This window comes from Abiotrophia defectiva ATCC 49176 (genome assembly GCF_037041345.1).
In the GTDB taxonomy this organism is placed as follows: domain Bacteria; phylum Bacillota; class Bacilli; order Lactobacillales; family Aerococcaceae; genus Abiotrophia.
Window position 1 is genome coordinate 517,452 of the sequence record NZ_CP146287.1, and the last position, 25,332, is coordinate 542,783.

Here is a 25,332-nt window from a genome sequence, read left to right on the forward strand (position 1 = left end):
ATTTATGGTGGATTTAGCCAAATTACAAGATATCTTAGGGACTTTGACCATCAAAGCCAATGAACCCTTATCCAATTATACCTACACCAAGACCGGGGGGCCTGCTGATCTCTTAGTCTTCCCGCGTTCTGTGGAGCAAGTCCAAAGGGTCCTAGCAGCAGTCAAGCAAGAAAACTTGCCTCTAACCGTTCTGGGCAATGCCAGCAACCTCATCGTCAAAGACGGTGGTATCCGGGGCCTGGTCATGATTCTAACGGATATGCAGGAGTTGGTCCTAGAAGGCAACCAGTTGAAGGCAGCTAGTGGGGCGGCCTTGATTGAAGCTAGCCGTCAGGCGGCTGCTGCCGGGCTGACCGGCTTGGAATTTGCCTGTGGCATTCCGGGTTCCATTGGTGGGGCCATCTATATGAATGCCGGCGCCTATGGGGGCGAGGTCAAGGACGTCATTAGCCAGGTCGAGGTGGTGACGCGTGACGGCCAGCTCAAGACCTACGCGGGAGCAGATTGCGACTTCAGCTATCGCCACAGTCGTTTCCAAGAAGGGGACGAGGTCATTTTAGGCGTCACCTTCGATTTAGCGCCAGGAGATCAGAGCACCATTGATAGCAAGGTGGCCGAGTTGACTCACCTGCGTCAAAGCAAGCAACCGCTAGAGTATCCGTCTTGCGGTTCAGTCTTCAAGCGGCCTGAGGGTTACTTTGCCGGCAAGCTCATTCAAGATGCTGGCCTGCAGGGCTACCAAGTAGGTGGGGCGCAAGTCTCGACCAAGCACGCGGGCTTCATTGTTAATGTAGACCATGCGACGGCTACCGACTACTTGGAAGTCATTGAGCACATTCGTCTGGTCGTCTGGGCCCGGACTGGGGTCTTCATGGAGCCAGAAGTACGAATTATCGGCGAAGATTAAGAATTTGGGACAGGTTATTCGACCTGTCCTTTTTGCTTGGCGTTATGCAAACTTAATCTAAAAAAATCGTAAATATCGTTGACTATTGAGCGGAGATGGTTCACACTAGAGCAGTGAGATGAATTTATGAACAAAGGAGTGGGACGACTATGACCTGCAGCGTCATCAAACTGGCCGTGTTTGCCCCCCCATTAAGTGGGCATCTCTATCCCGTTCTGGGCTTGATGCAACCACTATTAGACAACCCTAACTATGATATTACCGTCTATACAGGCCTGACCAAGGTGCCGGTAGTCCAGGCTTTGGGCTTTAAGTGCCAGGCCCTCCTGCCTGATCAACCAGATGTCTTCGACAACATTGCCTCGACCGATACCAAACTTAATGCCTCCACCCTCTACGGGCAGATTCAAGCTGCCATTACCATGTGTCAGGACCTCATGACCCAGGTAGAAGCCATTCTGAGAGAGACTCAACCAGATGTGGCGACCGTAGACTTTGTCTTCGCGCCCCTAGGCATGGTCTGTGATAAGCTAGGCCTGCCATGGTTGACGACCAACCCGACACCTTTTTCAATCGAAAGTAAGACTGACGCACCAGCCTTCTTAGGGGGGCTCAAGCCACCAAGTAACTGGCGCCAAGCCTTGCGCAACCGTCTAGGGCGGGGCGCCGTCCATGGCTTCAAGCGTCTAGTCTATGGTCTCTTCGTTAAGAAGGCCCTTAAGCGCTTCGACCCCGTCATCTATCAGCAGTTTAAGCTCTATCGTGAAAATGGCGAAGAGGGCTTTTATTCACCTTATGGTATTCTGGCTCTAGGTATGGAAGAGTTGGAGTTCCGCAAGGACTTTCCAGCTCATCTGACCTGGTTAGGCCCGACCTATCCTAAAAAGCCAGTAGCCGACTTCCACTTACCAACCGACCTGCCAACGGTCTTGGTGACCAATGGGACCCTGCTACCTTGGGGTAAGGAATCCCTGCTGACGATCGTCAAGCGTCTGGCTCAGGCTCATCCGGATATTTGCTTTTTGGTGACGTCTGGCAGTGAAGCCCGCAAAGATCAGCCGGTAGAAGCTATTATGGACAACGTCTACCGCTATCAGTACATTGATTACGAGGCAGTTCTACCTCATGTCGATTACGTCATCCACCACGGTGGGGCCGGCATCCTCTATGCCAGCATCCGCCATGGCAAGCCGGCCTTGGTCATTCCCCATGACTATGACCAGTTTGACTATGCGGCGCGACTAGAATGGGCCGACGCCGCCTTGGTAGCTAGCCTTAAAAGGCCAGACTCCATTGAAGCAGGCTTTAAGCAGCTCCTAAGTCGGACGGATTGGACCGCGATGAAGACCTTGCAAGACCAACTCCTGGCCTATCCGACCCAGGACCGCTTAGAAGCGGCCATTGCCCGCGTCCTCAAATAAATTAGACTCAAAAGGTTGAAGCAGTAAAAGCTTCAACCTTTTTGCTTTTGCCCACAAAAAAGCCTGGGCCATAGCCCAGACTTGATTTGGCTGATTAAACTTGCTCTTGGTAGTTGGTCTTGGTTTGGTTCAGCCAAGTGTAGACAACCCCGATTAAGAGGCCACCACCTACCAGGTTACCAAGGTAAGAAATACCCCAGTGGCGTAGGACATTGATTAATTCAAAACCTTTAGCTCCTTTGAAAGGTGAGAAGAGCAAGATAGACATAGAAGCGAAGTTAGCTACCACGTGCTCGTTGGTCATGTAGACAAACATGAAGATAGCAGAGAGCACTAAGGTGAGGCGTGCTGCTTGATCCTTAACTAAGACGAAGCAGAGAATGGCAATGTTAACTAAGACGTTAGCCACAATCCCTTCAAGGAAGACTTGGGCGTTGCCACGCGCGAGTTTCGTTTGGATAATGCCGACCATGGCTGAATTCTCATTGAGGTTAGCGAAGGCTGCGGTGTTGCCTAAGAGATAGCCAGCGAATAAGGTCCCAACTAAGTTGAAGATGGAACAGATTAAGAGAACTTTGAGTGCTTTTTTCCAGTCAATGGCCTTGCTGAAGGTCCCTGCTGTGAGGAACATCATGTTGGAAGTAGCCAGTTCCCCGTTGAGGAAGACAGCGTAAGCCAAACCGAAGGCGAAGATGAAGGCGAACAAGAAGCGGCCTAAGCTTGGGTGTAGGGTGTTGATTTGATCAGCAGCAACAGCCCCAGCTGCGGTTGACAAGGTCAAGAAGGCGCCGGCATAGATAGAGCGCGCTGCATAGCGACCTAGGCTCTCTTCCAGAAGTGCTGCTTTCTTGGTGCAGGCTTTTTTAATAAAATCTACGAATGGTGATAATGACATATCTGACATGGTTTTCCCTCCAATAAAAGATAGTTTCATTATAGCGCATTTTGGGGGGCTTGATAAGTAGCTGAGGCAATAAAATGACAAATTTTCGACAGCCTTTTCATTTGGCTGAGCTTGTGCTAGAATAGGCCAGTAAATAAATTAAGCAAAGGAGTCTCTTATCTTGAGCCAACGCCGTCTCATCCTACCTAGCCTCATTGTCCTAACAGAGCTCGTAGGCCTAACCTTCAATCTCTATCCTAATAAATGGCACCAGTTAACCTACTATACCTTGTTATCCAACATCTTGGTCTTGGTCTTCTTCGCTTGGCTAGTGCTAGGGCGCCCGGCACCATCCGCCAGCCTAACCCGCATCAAGGGGGCAGTGACAACGGCCATTCTCCTGACCTTCTTCGTCTACCTAGTCTTGTTGATGCCGACTGCGACGCCAGAGCAGTTCTGGCGGGTCCAGAACTTTGCCCTTCATTTTATTGCGCCTATTCTGGTCATTCTAGATTGGCTCCTCTATGATGCCAAGGGCCACTATCGTTGGTTTGAGCCCTTGACTTGGACGGTGCTGCCCCTTATTTATATGACCTTTGCCCTGATACGGGGCGCTGTCTTCCACCTGCCCATCCCTAACGAGAAGGCCTCACCTTATCCTTACTTCTTCCTCAACATTGACCGCATTGGCTGGTTGGGTTTCGGCAAATATTTTGTGGCCATTTTGGCGGTCTTCCTCTTGCTAGCCTATGGCATGCTGGCCCTGAAACGGGCACCAAAAGTAGGGCGTTTTCAGGAAAAACACTAGTACAGATTAATTCTCATATAAAACAGACTAAAGGCGGAATCTAAAAGATTTGCGCCTTTTTTGTTTTTTTTAGACTGAACACTTTTTTTTTAGGCCTAAAGGGTGTAAACTAGGAGTTAGAGTTTTATCACTAGAAAAAAGGAAGTGGCCAAATTTTATGGTAATGTTCAAACGCTTAGCTAACAACATCAAGGGTAAACACCTCAAGATTGTTTTCCCAGAAGCTAACGACAAACGTGTATTAGGGGCAGCTGTTCGTCTACGTGTAGATGACTTAGTTGAGCCAATCCTATTGGGGAATGTAGAAGAAGTCAAGGCTTTGGCAGCGCAAAACAGCTGGAATATCGACGCCTTTACCATTATCGATCCAGAAACTTATGCAGAATATGACGCGATGGTAGCAGCTTTCGTAGAGCGCCGTAAGGGCAAAGCAACTGAAGAACAAGCACGCGACTTGCTCAAAGACGTGTCCTACTTCGGGACTATGTTAGTCTACATGGGCTTAGCAGATGGTTTAGTCAGCGGGGCCGTTCACTCAACTGGTGACACCGTTCGTCCAGCCTTACAAATTATCAAGACCAAGCCAGGCATTACCCGTACATCTGGGGCCTTCATCATGGTACCAGCTGAGAGCGACGGTCAAAAATTAGTCTTCGCCGACTGCGCTATCAACATTAACCCTTCACCACAAGAATTAGCTGAAATCGCAGTAGAATCTGCGCACACTGCTAAAATCTTCGACATCGAGCCACGCGTGGCCATGCTCAGCTTCTCAACCAAGGGCTCAGCTAAGGCGCCTGAAGTAGACAAGGTCTTAGAAGCAACTAAGTTGGCGCAAGAATTAGCGCCAGAAGTTCTCATCGACGGGGAACTCCAATTTGACGCTTCTTACTCAGAAATCGTGGCTGACCAAAAGGCACCAGGTTCTGAAGTAGCGGGTCATGCAACGGTCTACATCTTCCCTGACCTCCAATCAGGTAACATCGGCTACAAGATTGCCCAACGTTTGGGTCGCTATGAAGCCGTAGGTCCAATCTTACAAGGTTTGAACGCGCCAATCTCTGACTTATCTCGTGGTTGCGTGGAAGAAGATGTCTACAAGGTAGCCATTATCACCGCTAACCAAGCTTTAGCAAACTAAGCCACTAGGAAGAGGCTGGGCAACCAGTCTCTTTTTTCTTAGCTAGCGTCTAGCTTTGAGCTTGCGAGGCTCGTCGGATAGGACTTCATGTGCTATAATAATCTATGTGCTAAGAGCACCTAGTCCCCGTACCTCAGTAGGATAGAGGATTCGCCTCCTAAGCGGACTGCCGCAGGTTCAATTCCTGCCGGGGACGTCACTAAGTAAGAGAGTCTGACCACCTGTACAGGCAGGTGATCAGACTTATTTTTGTGGGCATAATTAGCTAGGTCTGCTAGCAAGATAGTGTTAGAGGACTGACTAACTTAACTCCTTTTGTGATAGGGCTTTAGTTGCCTATACAATAGGCCTAGGTGCGGTTTTATCAAGTGCCAATTTTTTCCTATTTATGAATTTATGATGAAGATTATTGATTTAATCTAGACTTCTTATTGACATGGCCCACAGGGTCGATTGAATGTGGTAATATATGGGTAAAGGAGGCGAGAGTATGAATCGCTTAAGAAAAATTGGCGCTGCCCTTGCAGTTGCCGGAATGTTAGCGACCTATGTACCTTCTGGACTGGTCCTAGCGCAAGTGAATCCTAACTCACCGATTGAAGTATCGGTGGATATTCTGTTGCAAGTTGATGCCAATCCGCCAAAACGTCAGGAAAATGCAACCTACGAAATCCTGGACGAGGCAGGCAATGTCGTTTATCGTCATGAATCTGACGCCCAAGCTAGCGAAGCACCTAAGTTAACCGCTGGTAAGTATCGTTTACGCTTGTATGATGGTCAAGGTTTCAAACGTGCGGACAAGGTCCTTAAGGCACAAAAAGTTGAAACCTCTATTCCTAAGCGGTCAGAACAAGATATCGCCGCCAACAAGCAATTACAGGAACAGTCTGACAAGGGCAGTCTCAAGACAGACGACCAAGGTCAGGCCTACTATGAAGTGGCCTTCGAAGTCAAGGCAGGCCCTGACTTAGAAAGTGCTGACCATCAGAAAATGGTCTCTAAGTTAGCCGTTACCTTGTCTGACCAAGAAGGGGCAGGCAGTGCGCCACAAGCACCAGCCCAAACCTCTAGCCAGGCGCCAGAAGTGAAGCGCAACTTGACGGTCAAGGTCTTAGACCAAGCGCAAGAAATTGTGCCAGGTGCCACGGTCACCGTGGAAGGCCAAACAGCCGTAACGGATGAAAATGGGGATGCCCACTTCAAGAATCTCACGCCTGGAACAGTTCACTATGCGGTGACCCAATTGCCAGCAGGTTATGAAGGCAACCCAAGCGGTGAAGCTGAACTACCAAGTGACACTGACCATTCTATTACCTTACAAGTAGCTAAGAAGGCTGAGCCTCAAGTGACTAAGCGCGATTTAACCCTGAAGGTTTTAGATCAAGAGCAGAAGCCTGTGGCCGGCGTAACGTTAACAGTAGAAGACCAAACAGCTGTCACTGATGAAAATGGGGATGCCCACTTCAAGGGCTTGACGCCAGGAACGGTTCACTATGCCGTGACTAACTTGCCAGAAGGCTATGAGGGGACACCAAGTGGTGAAGCCCAACTGCCAAGCGACACCGACCATTCCATTACTTTACAAGTAGCTAAGAAGGCAGCAGCTTCTAGTGAGGCACCAGCTGCTAAGCGCGACTTGACCGTTAAGGTCTTAGACCAAGAACAAAAACTTGTGCCAGGTGTGACGGTAACCGTTGAAGGTCAAACAGCCGTGACGGATGAAAACGGGGATGCCCACTTCAAAGGCCTAACGCCTGGTAAGGTTCACTATGCAGTCACCCAATTACCAGACGGTTACGAAGGGACCCCAAGTGGTGAAGCTGAATTACCAAGCGACACCGACCACTCCATCACTTTACAAGTAACTAAGAAGGCTGAATCCCAAGCTGCTAAGCGTGACTTGACGGTTAAAATCTTAGACCAAGAACAAAAACTTGTGCCAGGTGTAACTGTTAAGGTGGAAGAGCAAACGGCGGTCACCGACGAGAATGGGGATGCCCACTTCAAAGGCTTGACGCCAGGGACGGTTCACTATGCCGTGACTGATTTGCCAGACGGTTATGAAGGCACGCCAAGTGGTGATGCAGAACTACCAAGCGACACTGACCATTCCATTACTTTACAAGTGACTAAGAAAGCTGAAAACCCAGCAGTTCCAGCAGCCAAACGTGATTTGACGGTCAAAATTTTAGACCAAGACCAGAAGATTGTTGCGGGTGTCACTGTAACGGTTGAAGATCAGACAGCTGTAACGGACGAGAATGGGGATGCTCACTTCAAGGGGCTGACACCAGGGATTGTTCGCTACGCAGTGACCAAGTTGCCAGACGGCTATGAAGGCACGCCAAGCGGCGAAGCTGAATTGCCAATGGATACGGATCACTCCATTACCTTACAAGTAACCCGTAAGGACCAAGCTTCCTCTTCAAGCTCATCTTCTTCTCAAACTGAGAAGCGCGACTTGACTGTTAAAATTTTGGACAATGCCGGCAAGGAAGTACCAGGCGTTAGCGTCAAGATTGGCGACCAAGTACAAGTCACCAATGAATACGGCCAAGCTGTCTTCAAAGGCTTGACCCCAGGGACCTTCCACTATGAGATTGTCAACTTGCCAGAAAATTACACAGGTGCCCAATCAGGCGACGCTGAATTACCTTCTGACACTGACCACTCCGTCACTTTGACCGTTCAACGTCAACAGGCAGTAGCCAATGTAACAGTTAAAGTCGTAGACGAAAACAACCAGGTTGTCCCAGGTGTCACAGTTTACTTAGGTGAGTTGGAAGGCCAAACGGATGACCAAGGGAATATTCTCTTCGAAGCCTTAGAAGCAGGCAAGTATACTTATGGCATTAAGGAAGTGCCAGACAGCTATCAAGCTGAAACAGGTGCTCAAACCTTAGATGTAGCGCCAGGGGCGGATTTACATCCAGAACTCAAGGTGCGCCGTAAGTCTCAAGCAGCTAGCTTAGAACTCAATGTAGTCAATGTTTCAGGCCAGGCAGTAGCGAATGTGACCTTAGCAGTTGGTAGTCAACAATTGAAGACCGATGCTCAAGGTAAAGTGACCTTTACTGATCTCAAGGCAGGGGACTACGACTACTATGTGGTAGCAGTACCTGAGCCTTACCAACTGGATCAAACTAAGATTAAATTAACGCTAGCCAACGGCCAGACAGCTAAGCGGACCATTCAATTAGCTGAAAAAGTTGCGGCATCATCCAGTTCTAGCTCCTCATCTGACAAGGTGACGGCCACTAAGACTTCTAATGTGGAACGTAAGGACGGGAAGTTGCCATCAACGGGTGAACAAGTTATGGCTTGGTTAACGCCACTGGCTTTAGCTCTAATAGCCTTAGCCGGCGCTATTCTCTTCTTCCGTCGCCGCAAGACCCAAGCGTCTGCGGATGACAGTCAAAACGAGGATCATGAAGCTTAATAAAGAATAGCTAGTCACCTCGCTTTAGAAAGTATTCTAGGCGAGGTGATTTTTGTGTGAAGTAAGAAAATGCTTGGCATAAATCATAAGAAAGTGTCGCATTTTCTGGATGAGTGGAGTATAATAGGATTGTAGTCAAGGATATAAATATAGCGAGGGCGATAGCATGCGGTCAAAGGACAAGAAGAATCTACTTTATAATAGCTTATTGGCACTTATTTTGTGCCTGGTCTGTATAGTCTGCATCTTATCTGTCATGCTCTTCCTACAGACCCTTGAAGGGCAGGACTCTTCTCAGCAGTCTAGCTCAAGTCAGCTAGCCTTAACAGGGCAGTCTCAATCTTCAGCCAGTCAAGAGTCCAGTAAGAAGGAAGTAGAAAGCAAGCACCAAGAACTGGTTAAGGGTTCTAACCATAACCAGGCGGCCAGTGCCTATGCCTATAAGGCCCAGGATGTGCGTAAGCTACTCTACGATTCTAAAGCCTCAGATAAAAAAATAGTATTTTTAACCTTCGATGACGGGGTTAACTTTGAAGTGACACCTAAGATTTTAGATGTTCTCAAGGCTAAGAAGGTGCCAGCCACCTTCTTCGTGATTGGCAAGACGGTGGGAGACAAGACCCGCCCCTTGTTAGAACGGCAAATTCGCGAGGGACATGCTATCGGGATTCATTCCTACAGTCATGATTACAACCGTCTCTTTCCGGGCGGGGTAGTCGATGTCAAACAAGTAGTCAAGGAAGTCAAGGAAACCCAAGCTTCTATGCAGGAAGTGCTAGGTCGGGATTTCCACACGGCTGTCTGGCGTTACCCAGGTGGCCATATGTCCTGGAAGGGGACCGAAGAACTGGATGCCTCCCTTAAGAAACTAGATGTTGACTGGATGGACTGGAATGGCATGTCTGGCGACGCGGAAACACCGTCTGCCCGACCAACCACGCCGAGTGACATGTTAGCCTATATGGAAAAATCCTTCTATGTAGCACCTGATGCCAAGGTCCGGGTCATCCTCATGCACGATGCTTCGGATAAGCAATTGACCATTGAGGCCCTGCCTCACATTATTGATTACTTCAAGTCTCAAGGTTATGAATTTGGGGTGTTAACATGAGTCCACTTGCTTGGTTAGGCCTAGGCTTGGGCATGGCTGCCTATGCCTTAGCCACCTTTTGGGGCTGGCACTTAGGCCCTAAGTTACAGCAACGGCCTTGGGTTCGCAGCCAACTACTCTTGTTGACCTGCGGCATCTGGCTAGAATTAGTCTTCTTCGATTTATTGCCTTCTACCCAGCCCACCCTTATGGGGATTTTGGGTTTCCGCATGGCCACTTTGTTTAGCCTTATTCTTTTCTTTACCCCAGTTATCCTCATGTCAGGTCTTCATTCCTTTGTTGGATGGGCACCGAGCGGGCGCCTGCGCCTAGGGGCCTTCACCCTCCAAAATATGCTGGAAGGGGTCCTGATTTATAGTCTCTGCCGGGTTAATCCTTGGTTGGGAACCGCCTATCTCTTCCTAACGGCGCCGCACGCCTTAGTGGAAGCTATGACCATTCGGGAATTAAGCCGTCCAGCTAAGGCTGGCACCTGGCTCTGGTTGGTACTTGGTAATTTAGCCGGGATAGGCCTTGGCTTTGTTCTAATCGAGGGCATGGGCTCCTTAATCAGCCTAGCCGTCCTCAATCAACTCATGGCTGGCTATCTCTTCTATGTGGCCTTTGTGGACCTCTATCAGGAGGTGGTCCGCCAGGCTAAGCGCCCGATTATTCCCTATGCCGTCTTCCTAGGCATGGGACTTATGGGTCTCTTGAATGTGCTAGTTTAATTGAATATAAAAATAACGAGCTAGGATGCCTCCTAGCTCGTTTTTCTTATCCTAATAAATGTAAGCCCAGCATATAGACGGCAGTGCCCAGCGCGATGCTAAGGAGGAAGTTGCGCTTCCAGAGGTGGCAGACAGCTGTGATAAGGGCTGCGCCAATCAAAAGCAGACTGTCTTGGGGCAGACTAGGGCTGAGATGGCGGAAGGCATAGACGACTAGGAGTCCCATGACGGCAGTGGGTAGCATTTGGCCTAAGTAGTTGACGAAGGCGGGAGGCCGCTTGTGAGCTGGGAAGATCCAGAAGGCTAGAAAACGTGTCAGCACCGTTCCTAGAACGACTAGGGCAATGGTAATCGCTTGCTGCCAAGGTGTCATGCGCTCACCCCCTGGTCTTGCTGCTGTTTCTGCTGCCAGTAGCGGTAGCCAAAGAGGACTAACATGAGAATCATGGCCGGAATCATAAAGTTTTCCGGTCCAAAGAGAACCAAACAGAGAACCGATGCGCCTAAGCCAATAAAGGCAGCGGAGTGTTGACGGTGGGAACGCCATTGTTCAATCAGCAAGACAATGAAGAGGGCATTGAGGACGAAGTCCATGCCCTTGACATTAATGGGCAGGTAGGGACCAATAAAAGCCCCCATGGCCGTCGCACAGACCCAGTAGAATTGGTTGAGCCAGGTCACATGGAAGTAGGCCCAGCCTCGGTCAAGGTCTTGCGGTAAGTCTAGCGTCACATTAATGGAGAAGGACTCATCACACATGCCGAAGATCAGATAGGGCTGCTGCCAGCCCAGATGGTGGTATTTGTCCAGCATGGCCAGGCCATAGAAGAGATGGCGGGCATTGACCATGAGGGTCAAGAGCAAGGCCTGGAGTGGGTTGAAGGCAGCAAGCAAGAGCTGCAAGGTCACAAACTCCATGGAACCAGCGAAAATAAAGAGGGACATTAAGACCGGCAAGTAGGGTGGGAATCCCTTGCTGACGGCTAACATGCCCAGGGAGAATCCTAGGAAGAGAAATCCCGTCATAATAGGGATAGTCTTAGGGAAGACAGGGGAGAGAGCACGTTTCATTGATTCACCTCGACATCGTTAATATTCCCATTCTAATTGCCTTCCTTGGCCCTGTCAAGTCCACCTGACTTATGGTATAATGACCAAGTGAAGATTTAACGTGAAAAGAGGGAAGTCACCATGACCTTATATTACCAAAGTACTCGTAACCCAGAAAACCGTGTCACCGCTTCTCAAGCCATCCTCAAGGGGATTGCGGAAGACGGGGGCCTCTACGTGCCGGTGGAGCATCCCAAACTGCCAGTCCCTCTGGCTGACCTAGTGGGCAAGTCCTATCAGGAGGTTGCCTTTACCGTCATGAAGGCTTATTTTGATGACTTCAGCCAGGAAGAATTACAGGCCTGCATCGATGGGGCCTATAACAGCGACAAGTTCGACACGCCAGAATTGACCCCAGTTAAGAAGGTAGGGGATGCCTACTATCTGGAGCTCTTCCATGGCCAGACCATCGCCTTCAAGGATATGGCCCTGTCCATCCTGCCTTATCTCATGACCACTTCGGCTAAAAAACAAGGCTCTGACAAGGAAATCGTCATCCTGACTGCCACATCCGGCGATACCGGTAAGGCGGCCATGGCCGGCTTTGCGGATGTGCCCGGCACTAAGATTGTGGTCTTCTATCCTAAGGGCGGCGTCAGCCATATCCAAGAACTGCAAATGCTGACTCAGAAGGGTGACAACACCTATGTAGTAGGGATTACCAGCAACTTCGATGATGCCCAAAGCCAAGTCAAGGCCCTCTTCGGGGACCAAGCGCTCAATCAACAAATTGCGGCGGCTGGCTACCAATTCTCAAGTGCCAACTCCATCAACATTGGCCGGCTCATTCCCCAAGTGGCTTACTATGTCTTTGCCTACTTGCAACTGGTGAGCCAAGGTGTCATTGCTTTAGGCGACGCCATCAATGTGGATGTGCCAACCGGTAACTTCGGTAACATTTTGGCGGCCTACTATGCTCGTCAAATGGGCTTGCCAATCAAGACCTTCATCTGTGCCTCTAACAAGAACAATGTCTTAACTGACTTCTTCAAGACCGGCGTCTACGACCGCCAACGTCCTTTCTATGTGACCAACTCACCATCCATGGATATCCTCATCTCTAGCAACCTAGAGCGTTTGATTTACCATGCGACCGGTAATGATGCGGCCCAAACGGCTGCTTATATGAAGCAATTAGTGGACCAAGGTCACTACCAAGTGACGCCTCAAATGCAGGCAACCTATGCTGATTTCTACGGCGGTTACGCCGATGAGGCCCAAATCGAAGCTAGCATTAAGGCCGTCTATGAAGCGACCGGCTATGTTTTAGACCCACATACGGCAGTAGCCACTTCGGTTTACAGCGACTACCGTCAGGAGACAGGCGACACCACGCCAACCTTAATCGCTTCGACCGCCAGCCCTTACAAGTTCCCACGCTCTGTCATGCAGTCCTTCCAGGACTTAGACCCTGAGGTGGATGACCTGACCCTGGTGGACCAATTGGAAGCTATCTCTGGCGTGCCACAGCCTGCGGCCGTTCTCGAAGTCAAAGAAGCCCAAATCCGTCATAATGAAGTGGTAGATGTGGCCGGTATGAAGGCCAGCATCTTGGCTAAGTTGGGGCTCTAATCGTCAAATTCCTAAGAAAGAGGGTGCTCAAGATGATCAATTATCGTCATGATAAGGAGATTTCTGATGTCCAGTTGCGACCGCTCTATCAGGCAGTCGGTTGGACTGCCTACCTAGACCAGGTATCTGACCTGGGTCAGATGCTGGCGGCTTCCCAAGATGTCATCAGCGCCTGGGACCAAGACCAGCTAGTGGGGCTGGTGCGAACAGTGGGAGATGGCCACTATGTGGCCTTGATTCAAGACATCTTAGTTCTGCCAGCCTATCAGAAGCAGGGCATAGGCCGACAATTGCTGAATCGAATTCAGGAAGCCAGCCGGGCCTATCGTCAGGTCTTTCTGGTGACTGACACCACGCCTTGGAACCAGTCTGTCCGGGAATGGTATGACCGCCGTGGCTTAGTGGGCTTTGCCCAGGCGGAGCTAACTGGATTTTTAGCCAATCAAGGAGATTAGGACGCTGTCCTAGTCTCTTTTTATTTGCTATGGCTAGGCAAATAATTCGTACTGGGGACCTTAACGTGGTAGACTAAAGTCATCATAGTAGAAAGGAGGGGACTGAGATGTTGGAAGATAAACTCGACCAAGCTGCTGGCAAAGTCAAGGAAGTGGCAGGTAAAGCAACTGGCGACAAAGGCCTTGAAACTGAAGGCGTCGTAGAAGGCGTAGTTAGTAAAGCCAAAGAAGTGGCTCATGACGTGGCTGAAGCTGCCAAAGGTGCAGTGGAAGGCATCAAAAATTCCTTGGGCAAATAATCCAAGTAAAACAAGCTTAGCATCACCAGTACCCCTCAAGTCTAGGGGTGCTTTTTTTGTGCTTGGAGGAAGAGAGGCCAGCTTAATAAATCTCTTGCATTCCCCGACAAGTAAGCGTATACTAAAGGTAATTCACCAAGGAGGTACTTGTGCCGATGAAAGTTAACTAAAATTGTCAATTACTAAATAAAGGATCAAGATGGCTTTATTTAGTGCGGTCAATTTTAGTGAAGAGGTACAAGCAGCTAGGGCAGGCGCACCTTATATTAGGGCGCAGACTCTTTCTTTGGCTTCATCCATTTGCTTCCAAACTGGGACCGACGCTAGATAGGGCATCGGTCCCTCTTTATATAGGAGGTAGCAGATGTTACACGTTGAAAATTTTACCATGACCCATCAACAAGACCTCAAGGTCTTAATTCCTTCCCTGTCCTTTGACTTGAAGCCAGGCGACAAGCTAGCCTTGATTGGCGAGGAAGGCTGCGGCAAGTCCTCGCTCTTGAACTGGCTCAGGCAGCCGGATGCGCCCCTGCCTTATGTCGAGGTGACCGGCACTTGTTCTAATTCCTTTGGCCGGACGGTCTGGATTGGCCAGACTTTCCCAGCCCAAGATGAAGGTTTGACCATCGAGGCTTATTGCTTTGATCCGGTCTTAGCCGAGCAAATAGACTATGGTTACTTCTATCAGCTAGTCAGCCAATTAGGCTTTGACCCCGATCGGCTCACCAGCCAGCAGCTTATGGGGACTCTGTCAGGGGGAGAGAAGCTCAAATTGCAGTTGGCACGGACCCTGGCCTTGGAGCCGGATTGTCTGCTCTTGGATGAGCCTTCCAATGACTTGGACTTGGCCACACTGGACTGGCTCAGCCGGACCCTGGCTAGTTTGCCGGCAGCGGTCCTCTTTATTTCCCATGATGAGGCCTTCCTGTCTCAAGTGGCCAATCGCATTCTGCATATTGAGACAATCAATAATCACAAGGCTAGCCGGGTTCATCTGGTCAATCTGGACTATGAGACCTATCGCAATCAACGAGAGGCCCAGTTCCAGCGTCAGGGCCAGCTAGCCCGCAAACAGCAGGAGGAGCAGGCCAAGCAAGAGGCTCGACATCGGCAAATGCATGACAAGGTCCAGCATCAATTGCGTCAGGCCCATGATTCTAGCTTGGGTCGTCTCTTGGCTAAGAAAATGCGAAATGTTAAGTCTGTGGGCCGGCGCTTGGAGCGTCAGGCTGAAGACATGCTGGAGATTCCCATTCAAGAGGATGCCATCTTGGTCAAACTGCCTTGCCCCCATCCCTTGCCCGCCAGCAAATGGCTGATTAACGAGCCGGACTATGTGGTCCGCCTAGAGGGGCGCGCGCTGACCCAACCCCTGACCTTAGAGTGGCGAGGCCAGGAGAAAATCGGGCTAGTGGGCCCTAATGGGGTGGGCAAATCTACCCTCTTGAAACAAGTTCGTAACTGGCTGACCGACCGGCCGGGCATTCGTCTGGGTTATATGCCCCAAGATTATCGCCAGGTCCTGCCTCAGGATCAGACGCCCTTGGACTTTCTCCAGGAATCGGGTAGCCAGGAGGAGAAGACTAAGCTCATGACCTATCTGGGTAGCCTACGCTTCGACCCTGATGAGATGCTTCATCCCATTAGCCAACTGTCTGGGGGCCAGCAGGCCAAGTTGCTCCTGCTTAAGTTGAATCTGATGGAGGTCAATGTCTTGTTACTGGACGAGCCTAGCCGTAATTTCTCGCCCTTGTCTCAGGCTGAAGTAAGGCAAATTTTCCGCGACTTCCCCGGGGCCATTCTGGCGGTTTCCCATGACCAACTCTTCCTGGATCAGGTCTGCGACCGGCGTTTGGCTTTGGAACCAGCCGGCAGGCAATAGCGGAATTGCCTTGTTGAGGTCTAGGTCTTTGTGATAGAATGAATAGGTATTGGACTTGAGAGGAGCAAAGCAATGAAAGAGCCTAAAGGAATCCTGCTAGCCATTTGGATTGGCTTACTCAGTAGCCTGGCGGGGGCGGTCAACGTGACGACGCTGTGGCTGGTGGCTACGCCATCGACCCATATGACGGGCAATCTGACCCAACTTGTGCTGGCCTTAGCAAGGGGGGAAGGGGAAGCGGCCAGCCGTCTGGCCTTGACCTTGCTGGCCTTTATAGCTGGGAGCATGCTAAGTGGCCTCTTATTCTCTGATAAAGCCTTCCGCCTAGGCAACCGTTACGGTGTTTTGTTGATTAGCTTTGGCCTCTTATTGGGCTTAAGCTATGCCCTCAACTGGCAGGCTAGCTGGCTCTATCTCTTGGCCTTCGGTATGGGGACCCAAAATGGTATGTTTATCTACTATCGCGGCATGATTGTCCGCAGTTCGCATTTTACGGGTTACTTGACTGATACTGGCTTTGCGCTAGGACGTTACTTGCGGGGCTATAAGGAAGATGGCCACAAGATTATCTTCTACATGGCAAGCATCGCCTGCTTCCTAGTAGGAGGCCTCCTGACCTATATCTGGCTTAATCATTCTGCTATCAGCATGATTTTGGTCTTGGCTCTGGCCTATCTGGTGACGGGGACCTATTACTTTATCCTCCGCCACTGTCATCAAGCAGCCTAAGCAAAATCCCCTTATATCCTATAGGATATAAGGGGATTTTTTATGTGGTAAAAAAGAAGCTGAGACTAAGTCTCAGCTTTTTGCTTCTAGTTGAACTTTTTTCTGTGACTTGGCCTTGACTAGATAGATTAGGATTAGAATGGCCAGGACTTCGACAAGCAGGCAGTAGAGACCACCTTCTAGTCCAAAGTCGCCACCAGTCCAGAGTTTAGGGCCTTGTAGGCGGGTGCGCCAGATAGGAAAAGGCAGGCTGAGACCTGATACTTGGATACCCAGAACAGGTCCTTGCACGAAGTTCCAAGCTGAATGGGCTGCCCCCACAAACCAGATATTTTCCGTATAGGCGAAGAGGAGGGAGAAGGTCAGGCCGGCCAGGGTCAGGTTGACCAGAGCCAGGGTCGAGACATTGGGATTACCCAGATGCATGGCGGCAAAAATCAGGGAGTTGGCCAGGACCGCTAACCAGGTTGGGAAGCGTAGGGCCAGGCCATTCATGAGATAGCCCCGGCAGATGACTTCTTCGCTCAGCCCCTGAACCAGGAAGCCGGCTAGATAGAGTAGGGTGACCAGGACGGGCGTCTGGCTAATGCGCTCTAGCGATAAGTGGCCCAGTAGGGCGGGGATGATGAGGCAGGCTAGCAGTTGCAGGCCACCTAGGATAAAGCCCAGTAGATAGGGGCCAATCAAGGGGCGCTTGAAGCCCATCGATTGCCAGGACCGCCGGCCCAGGGTCCAACCGTAGAGGGCGAAGCCCAAGAGGGGGATCAAGGTCGAAAAGAGGGCCATGACGTTTACGAGTGGGGCCACCAAGTCGGGGTGGGTCCAATTGAGGATTTGGAAGCGGGGGTGTGTGATGCCCCATAGGGTGGCCTTGGTCTGCCAGTCCTGAAGGTGGTGAAACAAGAGGGGAAAGGCCAGCATGGAAAGCATCCAACCCCAACCGGATGCTTGGCTTGATTTAGCTTTGATAAATGGCATTAAGCCACCTCCTTTTCTTCTAGTATAAGGCTCTTGGCAGGTCAAGGCAAATGTAAAAAATCAGCCAATCTCGGAATCAGTTCCATACTTTTCTTGATTTTTCGGCCATTTCCTAAGCTTAGGAAATAACTTTAGCGATTAGATGGCACATAAAATGTTATAATAGAATTGAGAGAAAGCGATGTCACAGCCTAGGAGGAGGGCGCTTATGCAGACACGACAGGAACAGCTCATGGTCATTTTGGCCCAGTCACAAGGCTGGCTCAAGGGGCGGGACCTAGCGGCTCTGTTAGGCGTCTCCGACCGGACCATTCGCTCTGATATGAACAAGTTAAAGCAAGACTATCCCGGGGCCATCCAGACTCATCACCACAAGGGTTATCGGCTAGTGGCCCAAGCCCTGGAAGACTCCAATCAGCCCAGTCCTCTGGGCCTGCCGCAGAGTCAGGAAGAAAGGCTACATTATATACTCAAACTCCTATTGGCTGACAGTCAGCCTCAGACCCTCAAGGAGCTGAGCCAAGACCTCTATGTCAGCCCCCAAACCCTAACCATGGACTTGCATCAAGTAGGTCAGTTGGTGGGGGCCTACCCGGATTTAGACCTACAACATGATGCCAAGGGCTGGCAGCTTAAGGGCCCTGAATTCCAGAAGCGCCGCTTCTATCGGGAGCTCCTGACCTCAGAACTTCAGGGCGATTTCTTGAATCTGGATAAGGTCTTAGCCATATACGAAGAGTTTGACATGGTCTGGGTGGCCCACTATTTCCAAGGCCTGCTCAAGCAGGCAGACTATCAGCTTCGGCCTGCCAGTTTACCTATCTTACTCCTGCACGTCGGGATTGCGGTTCAGCGTATGCTGGCCGGTCAATTTCTCTATCATCGTCAGAACCTACCGCCTCTAGTGCCTAAGGAAGAAGCCTTAGCTCGCAAGTTCTTGCAGGGGGTGGGTAAGCAATATAAGTGTCGGATTCCAGCTTCTGAAGCCTACAGTATTGGCCGTCTGCTGGAAGCTTATCAGGCCATGCATGAGCTAGCCTCACAGGTCATCTATCAGGGCAGCCCCCTGGATTTGACCCGCTTGGTCCAAGACTTGGGCCAGCACCTACAAGACTTGGTGGGCTTGGATTTTCTCAGTGATGCCGACTTTAAGGATCGCTTCCATCTTCACCTTCAAGGCCTAATCGAACGCCTCCATTATCAAGTGGAGCTGCCCAATCTCTTCCTCCAAGATATGAAACGCCAGTATCCGCTGGTCTTCGACCTAGCCGTGACGGTCACCACTTGGTTGGGGAGCCGCCTAGGCGTGGTCTTATCCGAAGCCGAAATCGGGCTGATTGCTGTCCATATCGGCAGTTCCTATTCTCGCCTGGAGCGGCCTTGGAAGGCGCGAGCCATTTTGTTGGCGCCCCAGCACTACCCTCTGATGCAATCCTCAATCGACCGGCTCAAGGCTAGCTTCGGCCACCGGCTGGAAATTCTAGCCCAATATGATTATGTCAGTGAAGCCCAGCTCCTGCATCAGCCTGTCGACTTAGTCATTAGTTTTATGCCTCTGGCTCAGAGTATGGGCCTCCCGACCTTGCAGGTCTCTACCTTCTTCAATGAGGAAGATGAGCTAGCCTTGGTTAGTTTGCTTAACCAAGTAGAACAGCGTCAGACAGCTATTCAGCTGGCCCTACAATTGGGGGACTTTCTGGAGTCACGTTTCTTCTATCAAGACTTGCAGGCCAATAGTCCCGAGCAAGTCCTGACCCTTATGGCTCAGGATTTGGCCCAAGCCGGTTATGTGACGCCGGACTTTCTGCCTTCGGTCTTGGAGCGCGAAGCCCTGTCGTCGACGGACTTTGACTATGCCTTGGCCATTCCCCATCCCCTACAAGCTCACAGTCACCAGTCTGTGTTAGCCATTGCCAACCTAGCCAGTCCCATTGAGTGGGGCCGCTACCCGGTTAAACTCGTCATTCTCTTGGCGCTTAAGGACAGTGACTGGGCCTTCACCCAGGTCTTCTTCAAATGGCTAGGCCAGTGCCTAGCCCATCCGCGTCAGCTCAAGTCCCTCTTAGCCGCCAGCAGTCGCGACGACTTCTTGGCCGCTATTGTGGGCGAATTTCCCCATCCATCTCGTTAGCAAGTTTATTTTATAGGAAAGGAGGTAATGGTATGGATGACTTAGAGTTGGTATTCTTCAAGATGATTTCTTCCTTGGGATCCGCCCGATCTTCCTTCATGGAAGCCATGGCGCTAGCCCGGACAGGCGACTTCGCCCAAGCCCAGGCGGCCATTGAACAAGGGGAGAGCCAACGGATTGCCGGTCATGATCAGCATTTCGACCTCTTGCAGGCGGATGCGGCAGGGGACCATCCACCTTTCTCGCTCTTGTTAGTTCATGCCGAAGATCAACTCATGAGTGCTGAACTGCTTAAGGTGACAGCCGAAGAAGTTCTGGCCCTCTATCAACGTTTGGACCAGCTCACCACCTAGATTAGGAGGAAATACCATGAAACGTGTCTATTTATTCTGTAGTGCCGGCATGTCGACCAGCCTGGTTGCCAGCCGTATGCAGGCCGTGGCGGACGACCACAACCTGCCCATTGAAGTCAAGGCCTTCTCAGATTCTAAGCTAGATATCATCGTGGAACAGTATCATCCAGATGTCATCTTGTTAGGGCCTCAAGTCAAATACAAATTCAATGCCACCCGGGACAAATACGAGCCCCAAGGCATTCCCGTTGAAGTTATGAACCTAGACGATTATGGTAACGTCAATGGCGAACGCATTCTCAAGCGCGCCATTCAATTACTCAAGCAAAACAAGCAAGGCTAAGTACAGATCTCATTATAAGAAAAGAGGTAAGTCACATGTTTGCAAATCTTGAAAAAGTTATGGGCGGGACAGCCGAGAAACTCAGCAATAATAAGGTATTAATTGCCATTCGTGATGGTTTCTTGGTGACCACGCCACTCATTATTGTCGCTTCCTTCTTCATTTTGGCCGGTAACTTCCCAATTGAAGGTTATACCGACTTTATGGCTCAATTCTTCGGCCAAGGCTGGGAAAACCACATGGACGCCGTGATTGATTCCACCTTTAGTGTCATCGCCCTCTTAGGGGCTATCGGGATTGGTTATGCCTATGCCCGTCAGCTGGAATCTGACCCTATTGCAGGGGCAGCCATTTCCGTTGTCTGCTTCTTGATTCTGACACCTAAATCCCATCCTGCCTTCACTAACGAAGCCGGCAAGGTCTTCAATGGCTTGGCTAACACTAATATGGGGTCCGCCGGCATGTTCGTAGCTATGATTACGGCCATTGTCTCGGTCCGCATCTTCGTGGCCATTGAACGTAAGGGTTGGGTCATCAAGATGCCTGACGGGGTGCCACCAGCAGTTTCTCAATCCTTCGCAGCTTTGATTCCTTCGCTCTTTGCCATGTTAACCTTCTTCTTGGTTTACCTTGGCTTCTCACTCACCGATTATCACTATGCTCATACCTTTATCTATACCAACTTACAAGCACCACTCTTAGGGATTGGACGCAGCGTCTTCCTAGAACCCCTGACCCAGTTCCTGTCCACCTTCTTCTGGTTCTTCGGGATTAATGGGCCGTCTGTTACCAATACCGTCTTCGGGCCAATTGGTCTGGCCTTGACGACTGAAAACTTGGAAGCCTTCAAGAACGGCTTGCCATTGCCTAACATCTTCACCAATGGTTTCAGTAACTTCTTCACCAACTTCGGGGGTGGGGGTTCTACCTTGGCTTTGGTCTTCCTCATGGTGGGGATTGCTAAGTCCAAACGTATGAAGACCTTGGGGCGTTTGGCTATTGTACCTGGGATTTTTGGAATTAACGAAATGATTATCTTCGGGCTGCCAGTCGTACTCAACCCAATTATGTTGGTGCCATTTATTGCGACACCTTTGGTTAACACCATTTTATCCATTATCGCAACAGTCATCGGTATTCTGCCACGAACTACCGGGGTCAGCATCCCATGGACAACGCCATTCTTCTTCTCTGGTTGGTTGGCTACTGGGCACCTGATTGCCGCCTTCTGGCAAATCATCTTAATTGCCATCGACTGCTTGATCTACTATCCATTCTTCAAGGTAATGGACCGTCAATTCTTGGCTGAAGAAGAGAAACCAGTTCAAGACCTTAAAGATGATTTAGATGATATTTCCTTGGACGACTTGTCCTTCGATGATTTATAGACAACTGAAGAGTTCAGCCCTATCCTGCTGAACTCTTTTTGCTGAGGAGGGAATAAGGATGAAAGTAATCCTATTATTCGACCAAATTCAGGCCGGTTATGGGGGCAAGGAACGCCCCAACACACCACTGGGATTGGAAAAGGGCGGGATTGGCTCTTATCTCATGTTTAAGGACGTCTTCGCGGCTCACGACCTCAAGGTCCTGGCGACCGTCTACTGCGGGCCTGATTATTTTCAGGCTAATAAGGAAGAAGTCTTACACAAGATTGCCAATCTCATGAAGAAGGCACAACCTGATGTCCTCTTGTGTGGCCCTTGCTTCAACTACGACACCTACGCCCAAATGGCGGCCGAAGTCGCGGCCTATATTCAAGACCAGACGCCGGTCCGTACTTATGTGGCCTGCTCCGCCGAAAACGAGGCCGTGGTCGACCACTACAAGGACCAGGTTAAAATAATTCAGATGCCTAAGAAGGGCGGGGTAGGGCTGACGGATGCCCTGCACCATATTGCTGAAATTCTCAGTGGCCCAGCAGAGGCCGATTGGCCTCACTTCTTCCACTAGGAGGTGCCTTATGGATTGGACAGCCTTCTATGATTTACCCGCCTTGTCGGGGGATGAATTCGACCTGCATCAAGCCCTGGCCCAAGCCCTGACCGACCAAGGGCTCAGTCTCTATCGGGATCAACTGGGCTCTGTCTTGGGCCTCAAGCCAAGGGAGCAGGCGCCCTTTCGGGCCATGCTGACCACTAACCTGGATGAAAATGGCGGTCTGATTCAAGCCATTCGTCCGGATGGCCTCTTGGACTTTGTGGCCCTAGGCCGCTATCAGAAGACCGACTATGTCAACCAAGTGGTCCGCCTCTTAACCCGGGACCATGTGCCTCATCTGGGCTATGGGGTCCTGGTAGAGGGCCAGCCCTATCTAGCGCTAGGTGCGGCCTCAGCCCAGCAAGTGGCTGACTTGGGCATCCAGGTAGGGGACAGCTTTGTCTTAGACTTTTCCCGCCGGCAAATAGGTGGGGGCGCCTGGCTAGGTCGTAACTTGGCCAATCGGGCCAGCCTAGAGCTGATACTGGATATGAGTCGCCAACTTCAAGACAAGATTGCCTATGAGTTGGCTGTGGGTGGCATTAGCCAGTCCCTAGTGGGGACTCGGGGGGCCATTACCGCCACCAATCTTATTCAACCAGACTTGGCCCTGGTGCTAGATGCTAGTCCGGTTCCTGCTTCTGACTATGACCCTAAGTGTCTCTATTTGCGTTATTTTGATAAGACCCTCTTACCTAACACGGCCTTGTTGGAAGCTATCCGCCAAGTGGCCCAGGGTCTGGGTTACCAAGTCAAGGGCCAGGTTCAAGAGGCCGGGACCGATGGGGCCTTTATCCATAAGACAGGGGTGGGGGCACCGACCTTGGTTATTGCCCTGCCACTCCTCCAGTCGCCAGGCCTTTATCAGTGTCTAGATCCAGCTAGTTTCGAGCCCGTGCGAGACACCCTGGTGGCCTTCTTGAGCCAACTGACCCCAGCCCAAGTCCGAGACTTTGGCTTTGGCAGTCGGGGAGGTGGCCCTTATGACCACTGAGGCTCAAGTCAAGGTAGACTGGCAAGTCCTGTCAGATTTATGCTGCTTACCCGGAGTGTCGGGCCATGAGGCCGGCATTCGGGCCTACTTGGACCGGCAGCTGACCATGTGCCAGCAAGGCACCGACCCCTTGGGGTCTGGCCTCTACAGCCTAGCAGGTCAGTCCCAGTCACCCTTGTCTTTGCTCTTTTCCACCCACATGGATGAAATCGGATGGGTGGTGCGGGCCATTGATGAGGCCGGCTATGTCTTCATTCAGGAAGTGGGGCGCTCATGGTCCCATACCCTCTTGCAACAAGAGGCCCAGGTCTTCACCCAGGACGGCCGGGTCTACACGGGGATTCTGGCTGGACCGCAGGTTCATAGTCTTAGCCCTGAGCAGCGCCAGCAAGTGGTGCCCATGGACCGGGTCTATCTGGATCTGGGGGTGGACAACCGCGACCAGGTTCGAGCTCTAGGTATTGAAGTGGGGGACTGGGTTTGCCCGGTGACCACTTTCCAGGCCTTGGCCAATCCTGACTATCTGGCCGCCAAGGCCTTCGACAATCGGGTCAGTGTAGCCCTGGGCGTCTGGACCATGCAGGCCCTGGCCCAGGGGCCTTGTCCCAACAAGGTGACCCTGGGAGCGACCGTTCAAGAAGAAGTGGGCTTGCGGGGGGCGCGGACCGTGGCCCAAGCCGTCAAGCCGCACATTGCCCTAGCCGTGGATACCTGCCTAGCAGGCGATACGCCAGCTGACCACAATCCTATTAAGCTAGGCAAAGGCGTCTCCCTGACGGTGGCCGATAATATGACCGTGACCCACCGGGGCCTCTTGCGTTACTTGGAAGGCATCTGCCAGCGGGAGTCTATTCCTTACCAACTAGGTTGCTTCCTAGACGGGGGGACGGACGCGGGCAATATCCATAAGTCCCAGACTGGGATTCTGGCGACGACCTTGTCCCTTCCCATGCGCTATATGCATACCCACCGGGGTATCTTGCATCGGGCCGATGTCCTAGCGGCCTACCGTCTTATGGTGGCAGTGGCGCGGGACTTGACGCCTGCTATCTACCAGCAGCTGCTGGACCAAAATTATCATTATCAAGTATAGAATCAATGACAGAAAGAAGGTGACAGCCATGTGGGGAATCATTGCGACCTGGCGGATGGCCCTAGAAGGAGTCCAGGCCACCCTGCCTAGCTTGGCAGGTGGGGGCTCTGCGGGTGACGCCATTGAGCAAGCCATCAAGGCCGTCGAAGACTTTCCTTATTATAAATCCGTTGGTTATGGCGGTCTGCCTAACCGCCAAGGTCAGGTAGAATTGGATGCTGCCTATATGGACGGCAGTCGCCTGGACTTTGGGGCCGTTTGCGGGATTCAGGATATTGCCAACCCTATTGGGGTGGCGCGCCGCCTCAGCCAGGAGCCGGTCAATAATATCCTAGTCGCCCAAGGTGCCCGCCAATATGCCCTAGACCATGGCTTTAAAGCCAAAGAAATGCTGACAGACCGGGCTCAAATCCACTACCATAATCGCCAGGTCGAGCTGGCTCAAGCACAAGGCCTGGCGGCCTATGACGGCCATGACACGGTGGGCATGGTGGCCCTGGATGGCCATGATCACATGGTGGCTGGGACTTCGACCAGTGGCCTCTTCATGAAGCATCCCGGCCGGGTAGGCGACTCGCCTATGATTGGCTCGGGTCTCTATGTGGACTCCCAGATTGGGGGCGCCACCGCTACTGGCCTAGGGGAAGATTTGATGAAAGGGGTCCTATCCTACGCCATCGTTCAGCTGATGGCTGCGGGCTACCATCCCCAAGAGGCCTGCGAAAAGGCCGTTTATGACTTAGACAGACGTCTCAAAGCCCAACGCGGCCAGGCCGGCGATTTGTCGGTGGTGGCCATGAATGCCAAGGGCCAGTGGGGGGCTGCGACTAATATTGATAACTTCTCCTTCGTGGTGGCCAGCAAGACCACGCCTTTGACCGTCTACCGCCTGCATCCCCTGGCTTCTGGCCAGATGGAATTGGAGCGGGCGAGTCAGGAATGGCTAGATGACTATGTGCGTCAACGCATGCGGCCCCTGGAGGTGAAGTAGGC

The 25,332-nt window shown here is 51.3% G+C and carries 24 protein-coding genes and 1 tRNA gene; 21 read left to right on the forward strand and 4 right to left on the reverse strand.

Annotation, left to right across the window (positions count from 1 at the left end; translation table 11 throughout):
• The first annotated feature begins 4 nt into the window (after window positions 1–4).
• Both murB and V7R82_RS02470 read left to right on the forward strand, forming a co-directional pair.
• Window positions 5–907: a UDP-N-acetylmuramate dehydrogenase gene (murB, locus tag V7R82_RS02465; protein WP_338543197.1), complete on the forward strand. Its 903-nt coding sequence runs from the start codon at window positions 5–7 to the stop codon at window positions 905–907.
• 149 nt (window positions 908–1,056) lie between these two features.
• The gene (locus V7R82_RS02470; protein WP_338543199.1) at window positions 1,057–2,328 is read left to right on the forward strand and encodes a nucleotide disphospho-sugar-binding domain-containing protein; all 1,272 of its coding nucleotides are present in this window, start codon (window positions 1,057–1,059) and stop codon (window positions 2,326–2,328) included.
• A 94-nt stretch (window positions 2,329–2,422) separates the two neighbouring features.
• On the opposite strand, the gene V7R82_RS02475 is transcribed toward V7R82_RS02470, so the two are convergent.
• Window positions 2,423–3,223 (reverse strand): formate/nitrite transporter family protein, encoded by an 801-nt coding sequence (locus V7R82_RS02475; RefSeq protein ID WP_338543733.1) that lies wholly within the window; start codon window positions 3,221–3,223, stop codon window positions 2,423–2,425.
• A gap of 169 nt (window positions 3,224–3,392) precedes the next feature.
• On the opposite strand from V7R82_RS02475, the gene V7R82_RS02480 reads away from it, so the two are divergent.
• The 6 genes from V7R82_RS02480 to V7R82_RS02505 all read left to right on the forward strand — a co-directional run bounded on the left by V7R82_RS02480 (window position 3,393) and on the right by V7R82_RS02505 (window position 10,420).
• A complete protein-coding gene (locus V7R82_RS02480) occupies window positions 3,393–4,019 on the forward strand; it encodes a Pr6Pr family membrane protein (protein ID WP_338543200.1) in 627 nt (208 codons plus the stop codon).
• Between the two features lie 157 nt (window positions 4,020–4,176).
• Complete coding sequence (gene pta, locus V7R82_RS02485) at window positions 4,177–5,160, forward strand: phosphate acetyltransferase (protein WP_314211630.1); 984 nt, start codon at window positions 4,177–4,179, stop codon at window positions 5,158–5,160.
• 122 nt (window positions 5,161–5,282) lie between these two features.
• A tRNA-Arg gene (locus tag V7R82_RS02490) sits at window positions 5,283–5,356 on the forward strand.
• Window positions 5,357–5,650: 294 nt separating this feature from the next.
• Window positions 5,651–8,599: a SpaA isopeptide-forming pilin-related protein gene (locus tag V7R82_RS02495; RefSeq protein ID WP_338543202.1), complete on the forward strand. Its 2,949-nt coding sequence runs from the start codon at window positions 5,651–5,653 to the stop codon at window positions 8,597–8,599.
• Between the two features lie 166 nt (window positions 8,600–8,765).
• Complete coding sequence (locus tag V7R82_RS02500; protein WP_338543204.1) at window positions 8,766–9,710, forward strand: polysaccharide deacetylase family protein; 945 nt, start codon at window positions 8,766–8,768, stop codon at window positions 9,708–9,710.
• Window positions 9,707–10,420 (forward strand): hypothetical protein, encoded by a 714-nt coding sequence (locus V7R82_RS02505; protein WP_338543206.1) that lies wholly within the window; start codon window positions 9,707–9,709, stop codon window positions 10,418–10,420. Before V7R82_RS02500 ends, V7R82_RS02505 begins: the two co-directional genes overlap by 4 nt.
• Before the next feature lie 46 nt (window positions 10,421–10,466).
• Here the strand turns inward: V7R82_RS02505 and V7R82_RS02510 are convergent, their stop codons facing one another.
• Entirely contained in the window at window positions 10,467–10,793 is a 327-nt protein-coding gene (locus tag V7R82_RS02510) for a branched-chain amino acid transporter permease (protein ID WP_306486735.1), read from the reverse strand.
• Window positions 10,790–11,491, reverse strand: coding sequence for an AzlC family ABC transporter permease (locus V7R82_RS02515; RefSeq protein WP_338543209.1), 702 nt, complete (start codon window positions 11,489–11,491; stop codon window positions 10,790–10,792). The genes V7R82_RS02510 and V7R82_RS02515 overlap by 4 nt, the downstream gene beginning before the upstream one ends.
• A 120-nt stretch (window positions 11,492–11,611) precedes the next feature.
• Here V7R82_RS02515 and thrC point away from each other — a divergent pair, with 120 nt between their 5' ends.
• From thrC to V7R82_RS02540, 5 genes are all read left to right on the forward strand, one after another.
• Window positions 11,612–13,102 carry a threonine synthase gene (gene thrC / locus V7R82_RS02520; protein ID WP_291454381.1) on the forward strand — a complete coding sequence of 497 codons (1,491 nt, stop codon included), beginning with the start codon at window positions 11,612–11,614 and terminating at the stop codon, window positions 13,100–13,102.
• Window positions 13,103–13,134: 32 nt separating this feature from the next.
• Window positions 13,135–13,557 carry a GNAT family N-acetyltransferase gene (locus V7R82_RS02525; RefSeq protein WP_291454380.1) on the forward strand — a complete coding sequence of 141 codons (423 nt, stop codon included), beginning with the start codon at window positions 13,135–13,137 and terminating at the stop codon, window positions 13,555–13,557.
• A gap of 107 nt (window positions 13,558–13,664) precedes the next feature.
• Complete coding sequence (locus V7R82_RS02530; RefSeq protein ID WP_291454379.1) at window positions 13,665–13,856, forward strand: CsbD family protein; 192 nt, start codon at window positions 13,665–13,667, stop codon at window positions 13,854–13,856.
• 364 nt (window positions 13,857–14,220) lie between these two features.
• Window positions 14,221–15,738 carry an ATP-binding cassette domain-containing protein gene (locus V7R82_RS02535; RefSeq protein ID WP_338543210.1) on the forward strand — a complete coding sequence of 506 codons (1,518 nt, stop codon included), beginning with the start codon at window positions 14,221–14,223 and terminating at the stop codon, window positions 15,736–15,738.
• A 72-nt stretch (window positions 15,739–15,810) separates the two neighbouring features.
• Window positions 15,811–16,467 carry a YoaK family protein gene (locus V7R82_RS02540; RefSeq protein WP_291454295.1) on the forward strand — a complete coding sequence of 219 codons (657 nt, stop codon included), beginning with the start codon at window positions 15,811–15,813 and terminating at the stop codon, window positions 16,465–16,467.
• Between the two features lie 72 nt (window positions 16,468–16,539).
• Here the strand turns inward: V7R82_RS02540 and V7R82_RS02545 are convergent, their stop codons facing one another.
• Window positions 16,540–17,445, reverse strand: a complete 906-nt coding sequence (locus V7R82_RS02545; RefSeq protein WP_338543212.1) for a CPBP family intramembrane glutamic endopeptidase — start codon at window positions 17,443–17,445, stop codon at window positions 16,540–16,542.
• Window positions 17,446–17,653: 208 nt separating this feature from the next.
• Between V7R82_RS02545 and V7R82_RS02550 the strand changes: the two genes are divergently transcribed.
• Genes V7R82_RS02550 through V7R82_RS02585 form a run of 8 tightly spaced genes read left to right on the forward strand, consistent with a single transcriptional unit; the run spans window position 17,654 to window position 25,330 of the window.
• A complete protein-coding gene (locus V7R82_RS02550; RefSeq protein WP_338543213.1) occupies window positions 17,654–19,576 on the forward strand; it encodes a BglG family transcription antiterminator in 1,923 nt (640 codons plus the stop codon).
• 32 nt (window positions 19,577–19,608) lie between these two features.
• Window positions 19,609–19,929, forward strand: a complete 321-nt coding sequence (locus tag V7R82_RS02555; RefSeq protein WP_023391653.1) for a PTS lactose/cellobiose transporter subunit IIA — start codon at window positions 19,609–19,611, stop codon at window positions 19,927–19,929.
• Between the two features lie 16 nt (window positions 19,930–19,945).
• Window positions 19,946–20,272, forward strand: a complete 327-nt coding sequence (locus V7R82_RS02560) for a PTS sugar transporter subunit IIB (RefSeq protein WP_023391654.1) — start codon at window positions 19,946–19,948, stop codon at window positions 20,270–20,272.
• Between the two features lie 35 nt (window positions 20,273–20,307).
• Window positions 20,308–21,660, forward strand: a complete 1,353-nt coding sequence (locus tag V7R82_RS02565) for a PTS sugar transporter subunit IIC (protein ID WP_338543216.1) — start codon at window positions 20,308–20,310, stop codon at window positions 21,658–21,660.
• Window positions 21,661–21,718: 58 nt separating this feature from the next.
• On the forward strand, window positions 21,719–22,225 hold the full coding sequence (locus V7R82_RS02570; protein WP_311466740.1) for a GrdB-related putative oxidoreductase: 507 nt from the start codon (window positions 21,719–21,721) through the stop codon (window positions 22,223–22,225).
• A 10-nt stretch (window positions 22,226–22,235) separates the two neighbouring features.
• Window positions 22,236–23,246: a hypothetical protein gene (locus tag V7R82_RS02575; RefSeq protein ID WP_338543217.1), complete on the forward strand. Its 1,011-nt coding sequence runs from the start codon at window positions 22,236–22,238 to the stop codon at window positions 23,244–23,246.
• Window positions 23,236–24,339 carry a M42 family peptidase gene (locus V7R82_RS02580; protein WP_338543218.1) on the forward strand — a complete coding sequence of 368 codons (1,104 nt, stop codon included), beginning with the start codon at window positions 23,236–23,238 and terminating at the stop codon, window positions 24,337–24,339. Before V7R82_RS02575 ends, V7R82_RS02580 begins: the two co-directional genes overlap by 11 nt.
• 28 nt (window positions 24,340–24,367) lie before the next feature.
• Window positions 24,368–25,330 (forward strand): N(4)-(beta-N-acetylglucosaminyl)-L-asparaginase, encoded by a 963-nt coding sequence (locus tag V7R82_RS02585; protein WP_338543220.1) that lies wholly within the window; start codon window positions 24,368–24,370, stop codon window positions 25,328–25,330.
• Window positions 25,331–25,332 lie beyond the last annotated feature (2 nt).

Coding starts and splice junctions, on each gene's coding strand:
- murB (WP_338543197.1), top strand. CDS start 5: ATGGTGGATTTAGCCAAATTACAAGATATCTTAGGGACTTTGACCATC.
- V7R82_RS02470 (WP_338543199.1), top strand. CDS start 1,057: ATGACCTGCAGCGTCATCAAACTGGCCGTGTTTGCCCCCCCATTAAGT.
- V7R82_RS02475 (WP_338543733.1), bottom strand. CDS start 3,223: ATGTCATTATCACCATTCGTAGATTTTATTAAAAAAGCCTGCACCAAG.
- pta (WP_314211630.1), top strand. CDS start 4,177: ATGGTAATGTTCAAACGCTTAGCTAACAACATCAAGGGTAAACACCTC.
- V7R82_RS02495 (WP_338543202.1), top strand. CDS start 5,651: ATGAATCGCTTAAGAAAAATTGGCGCTGCCCTTGCAGTTGCCGGAATG.
- V7R82_RS02500 (WP_338543204.1), top strand. CDS start 8,766: ATGCGGTCAAAGGACAAGAAGAATCTACTTTATAATAGCTTATTGGCA.
- V7R82_RS02505 (WP_338543206.1), top strand. CDS start 9,707: ATGAGTCCACTTGCTTGGTTAGGCCTAGGCTTGGGCATGGCTGCCTAT.
- V7R82_RS02510 (WP_306486735.1), bottom strand. CDS start 10,793: ATGACACCTTGGCAGCAAGCGATTACCATTGCCCTAGTCGTTCTAGGA.
- V7R82_RS02515 (WP_338543209.1), bottom strand. CDS start 11,491: ATGAAACGTGCTCTCTCCCCTGTCTTCCCTAAGACTATCCCTATTATG.
- thrC (WP_291454381.1), top strand. CDS start 11,612: ATGACCTTATATTACCAAAGTACTCGTAACCCAGAAAACCGTGTCACC.
- V7R82_RS02525 (WP_291454380.1), top strand. CDS start 13,135: ATGATCAATTATCGTCATGATAAGGAGATTTCTGATGTCCAGTTGCGA.
- V7R82_RS02530 (WP_291454379.1), top strand. CDS start 13,665: ATGTTGGAAGATAAACTCGACCAAGCTGCTGGCAAAGTCAAGGAAGTG.
- V7R82_RS02535 (WP_338543210.1), top strand. CDS start 14,221: ATGTTACACGTTGAAAATTTTACCATGACCCATCAACAAGACCTCAAG.
- V7R82_RS02540 (WP_291454295.1), top strand. CDS start 15,811: ATGAAAGAGCCTAAAGGAATCCTGCTAGCCATTTGGATTGGCTTACTC.
- V7R82_RS02545 (WP_338543212.1), bottom strand. CDS start 17,445: ATGCCATTTATCAAAGCTAAATCAAGCCAAGCATCCGGTTGGGGTTGG.
- V7R82_RS02550 (WP_338543213.1), top strand. CDS start 17,654: ATGCAGACACGACAGGAACAGCTCATGGTCATTTTGGCCCAGTCACAA.
- V7R82_RS02555 (WP_023391653.1), top strand. CDS start 19,609: ATGGATGACTTAGAGTTGGTATTCTTCAAGATGATTTCTTCCTTGGGA.
- V7R82_RS02560 (WP_023391654.1), top strand. CDS start 19,946: ATGAAACGTGTCTATTTATTCTGTAGTGCCGGCATGTCGACCAGCCTG.
- V7R82_RS02565 (WP_338543216.1), top strand. CDS start 20,308: ATGTTTGCAAATCTTGAAAAAGTTATGGGCGGGACAGCCGAGAAACTC.
- V7R82_RS02570 (WP_311466740.1), top strand. CDS start 21,719: ATGAAAGTAATCCTATTATTCGACCAAATTCAGGCCGGTTATGGGGGC.
- V7R82_RS02575 (WP_338543217.1), top strand. CDS start 22,236: ATGGATTGGACAGCCTTCTATGATTTACCCGCCTTGTCGGGGGATGAA.
- V7R82_RS02580 (WP_338543218.1), top strand. CDS start 23,236: ATGACCACTGAGGCTCAAGTCAAGGTAGACTGGCAAGTCCTGTCAGAT.
- V7R82_RS02585 (WP_338543220.1), top strand. CDS start 24,368: ATGTGGGGAATCATTGCGACCTGGCGGATGGCCCTAGAAGGAGTCCAG.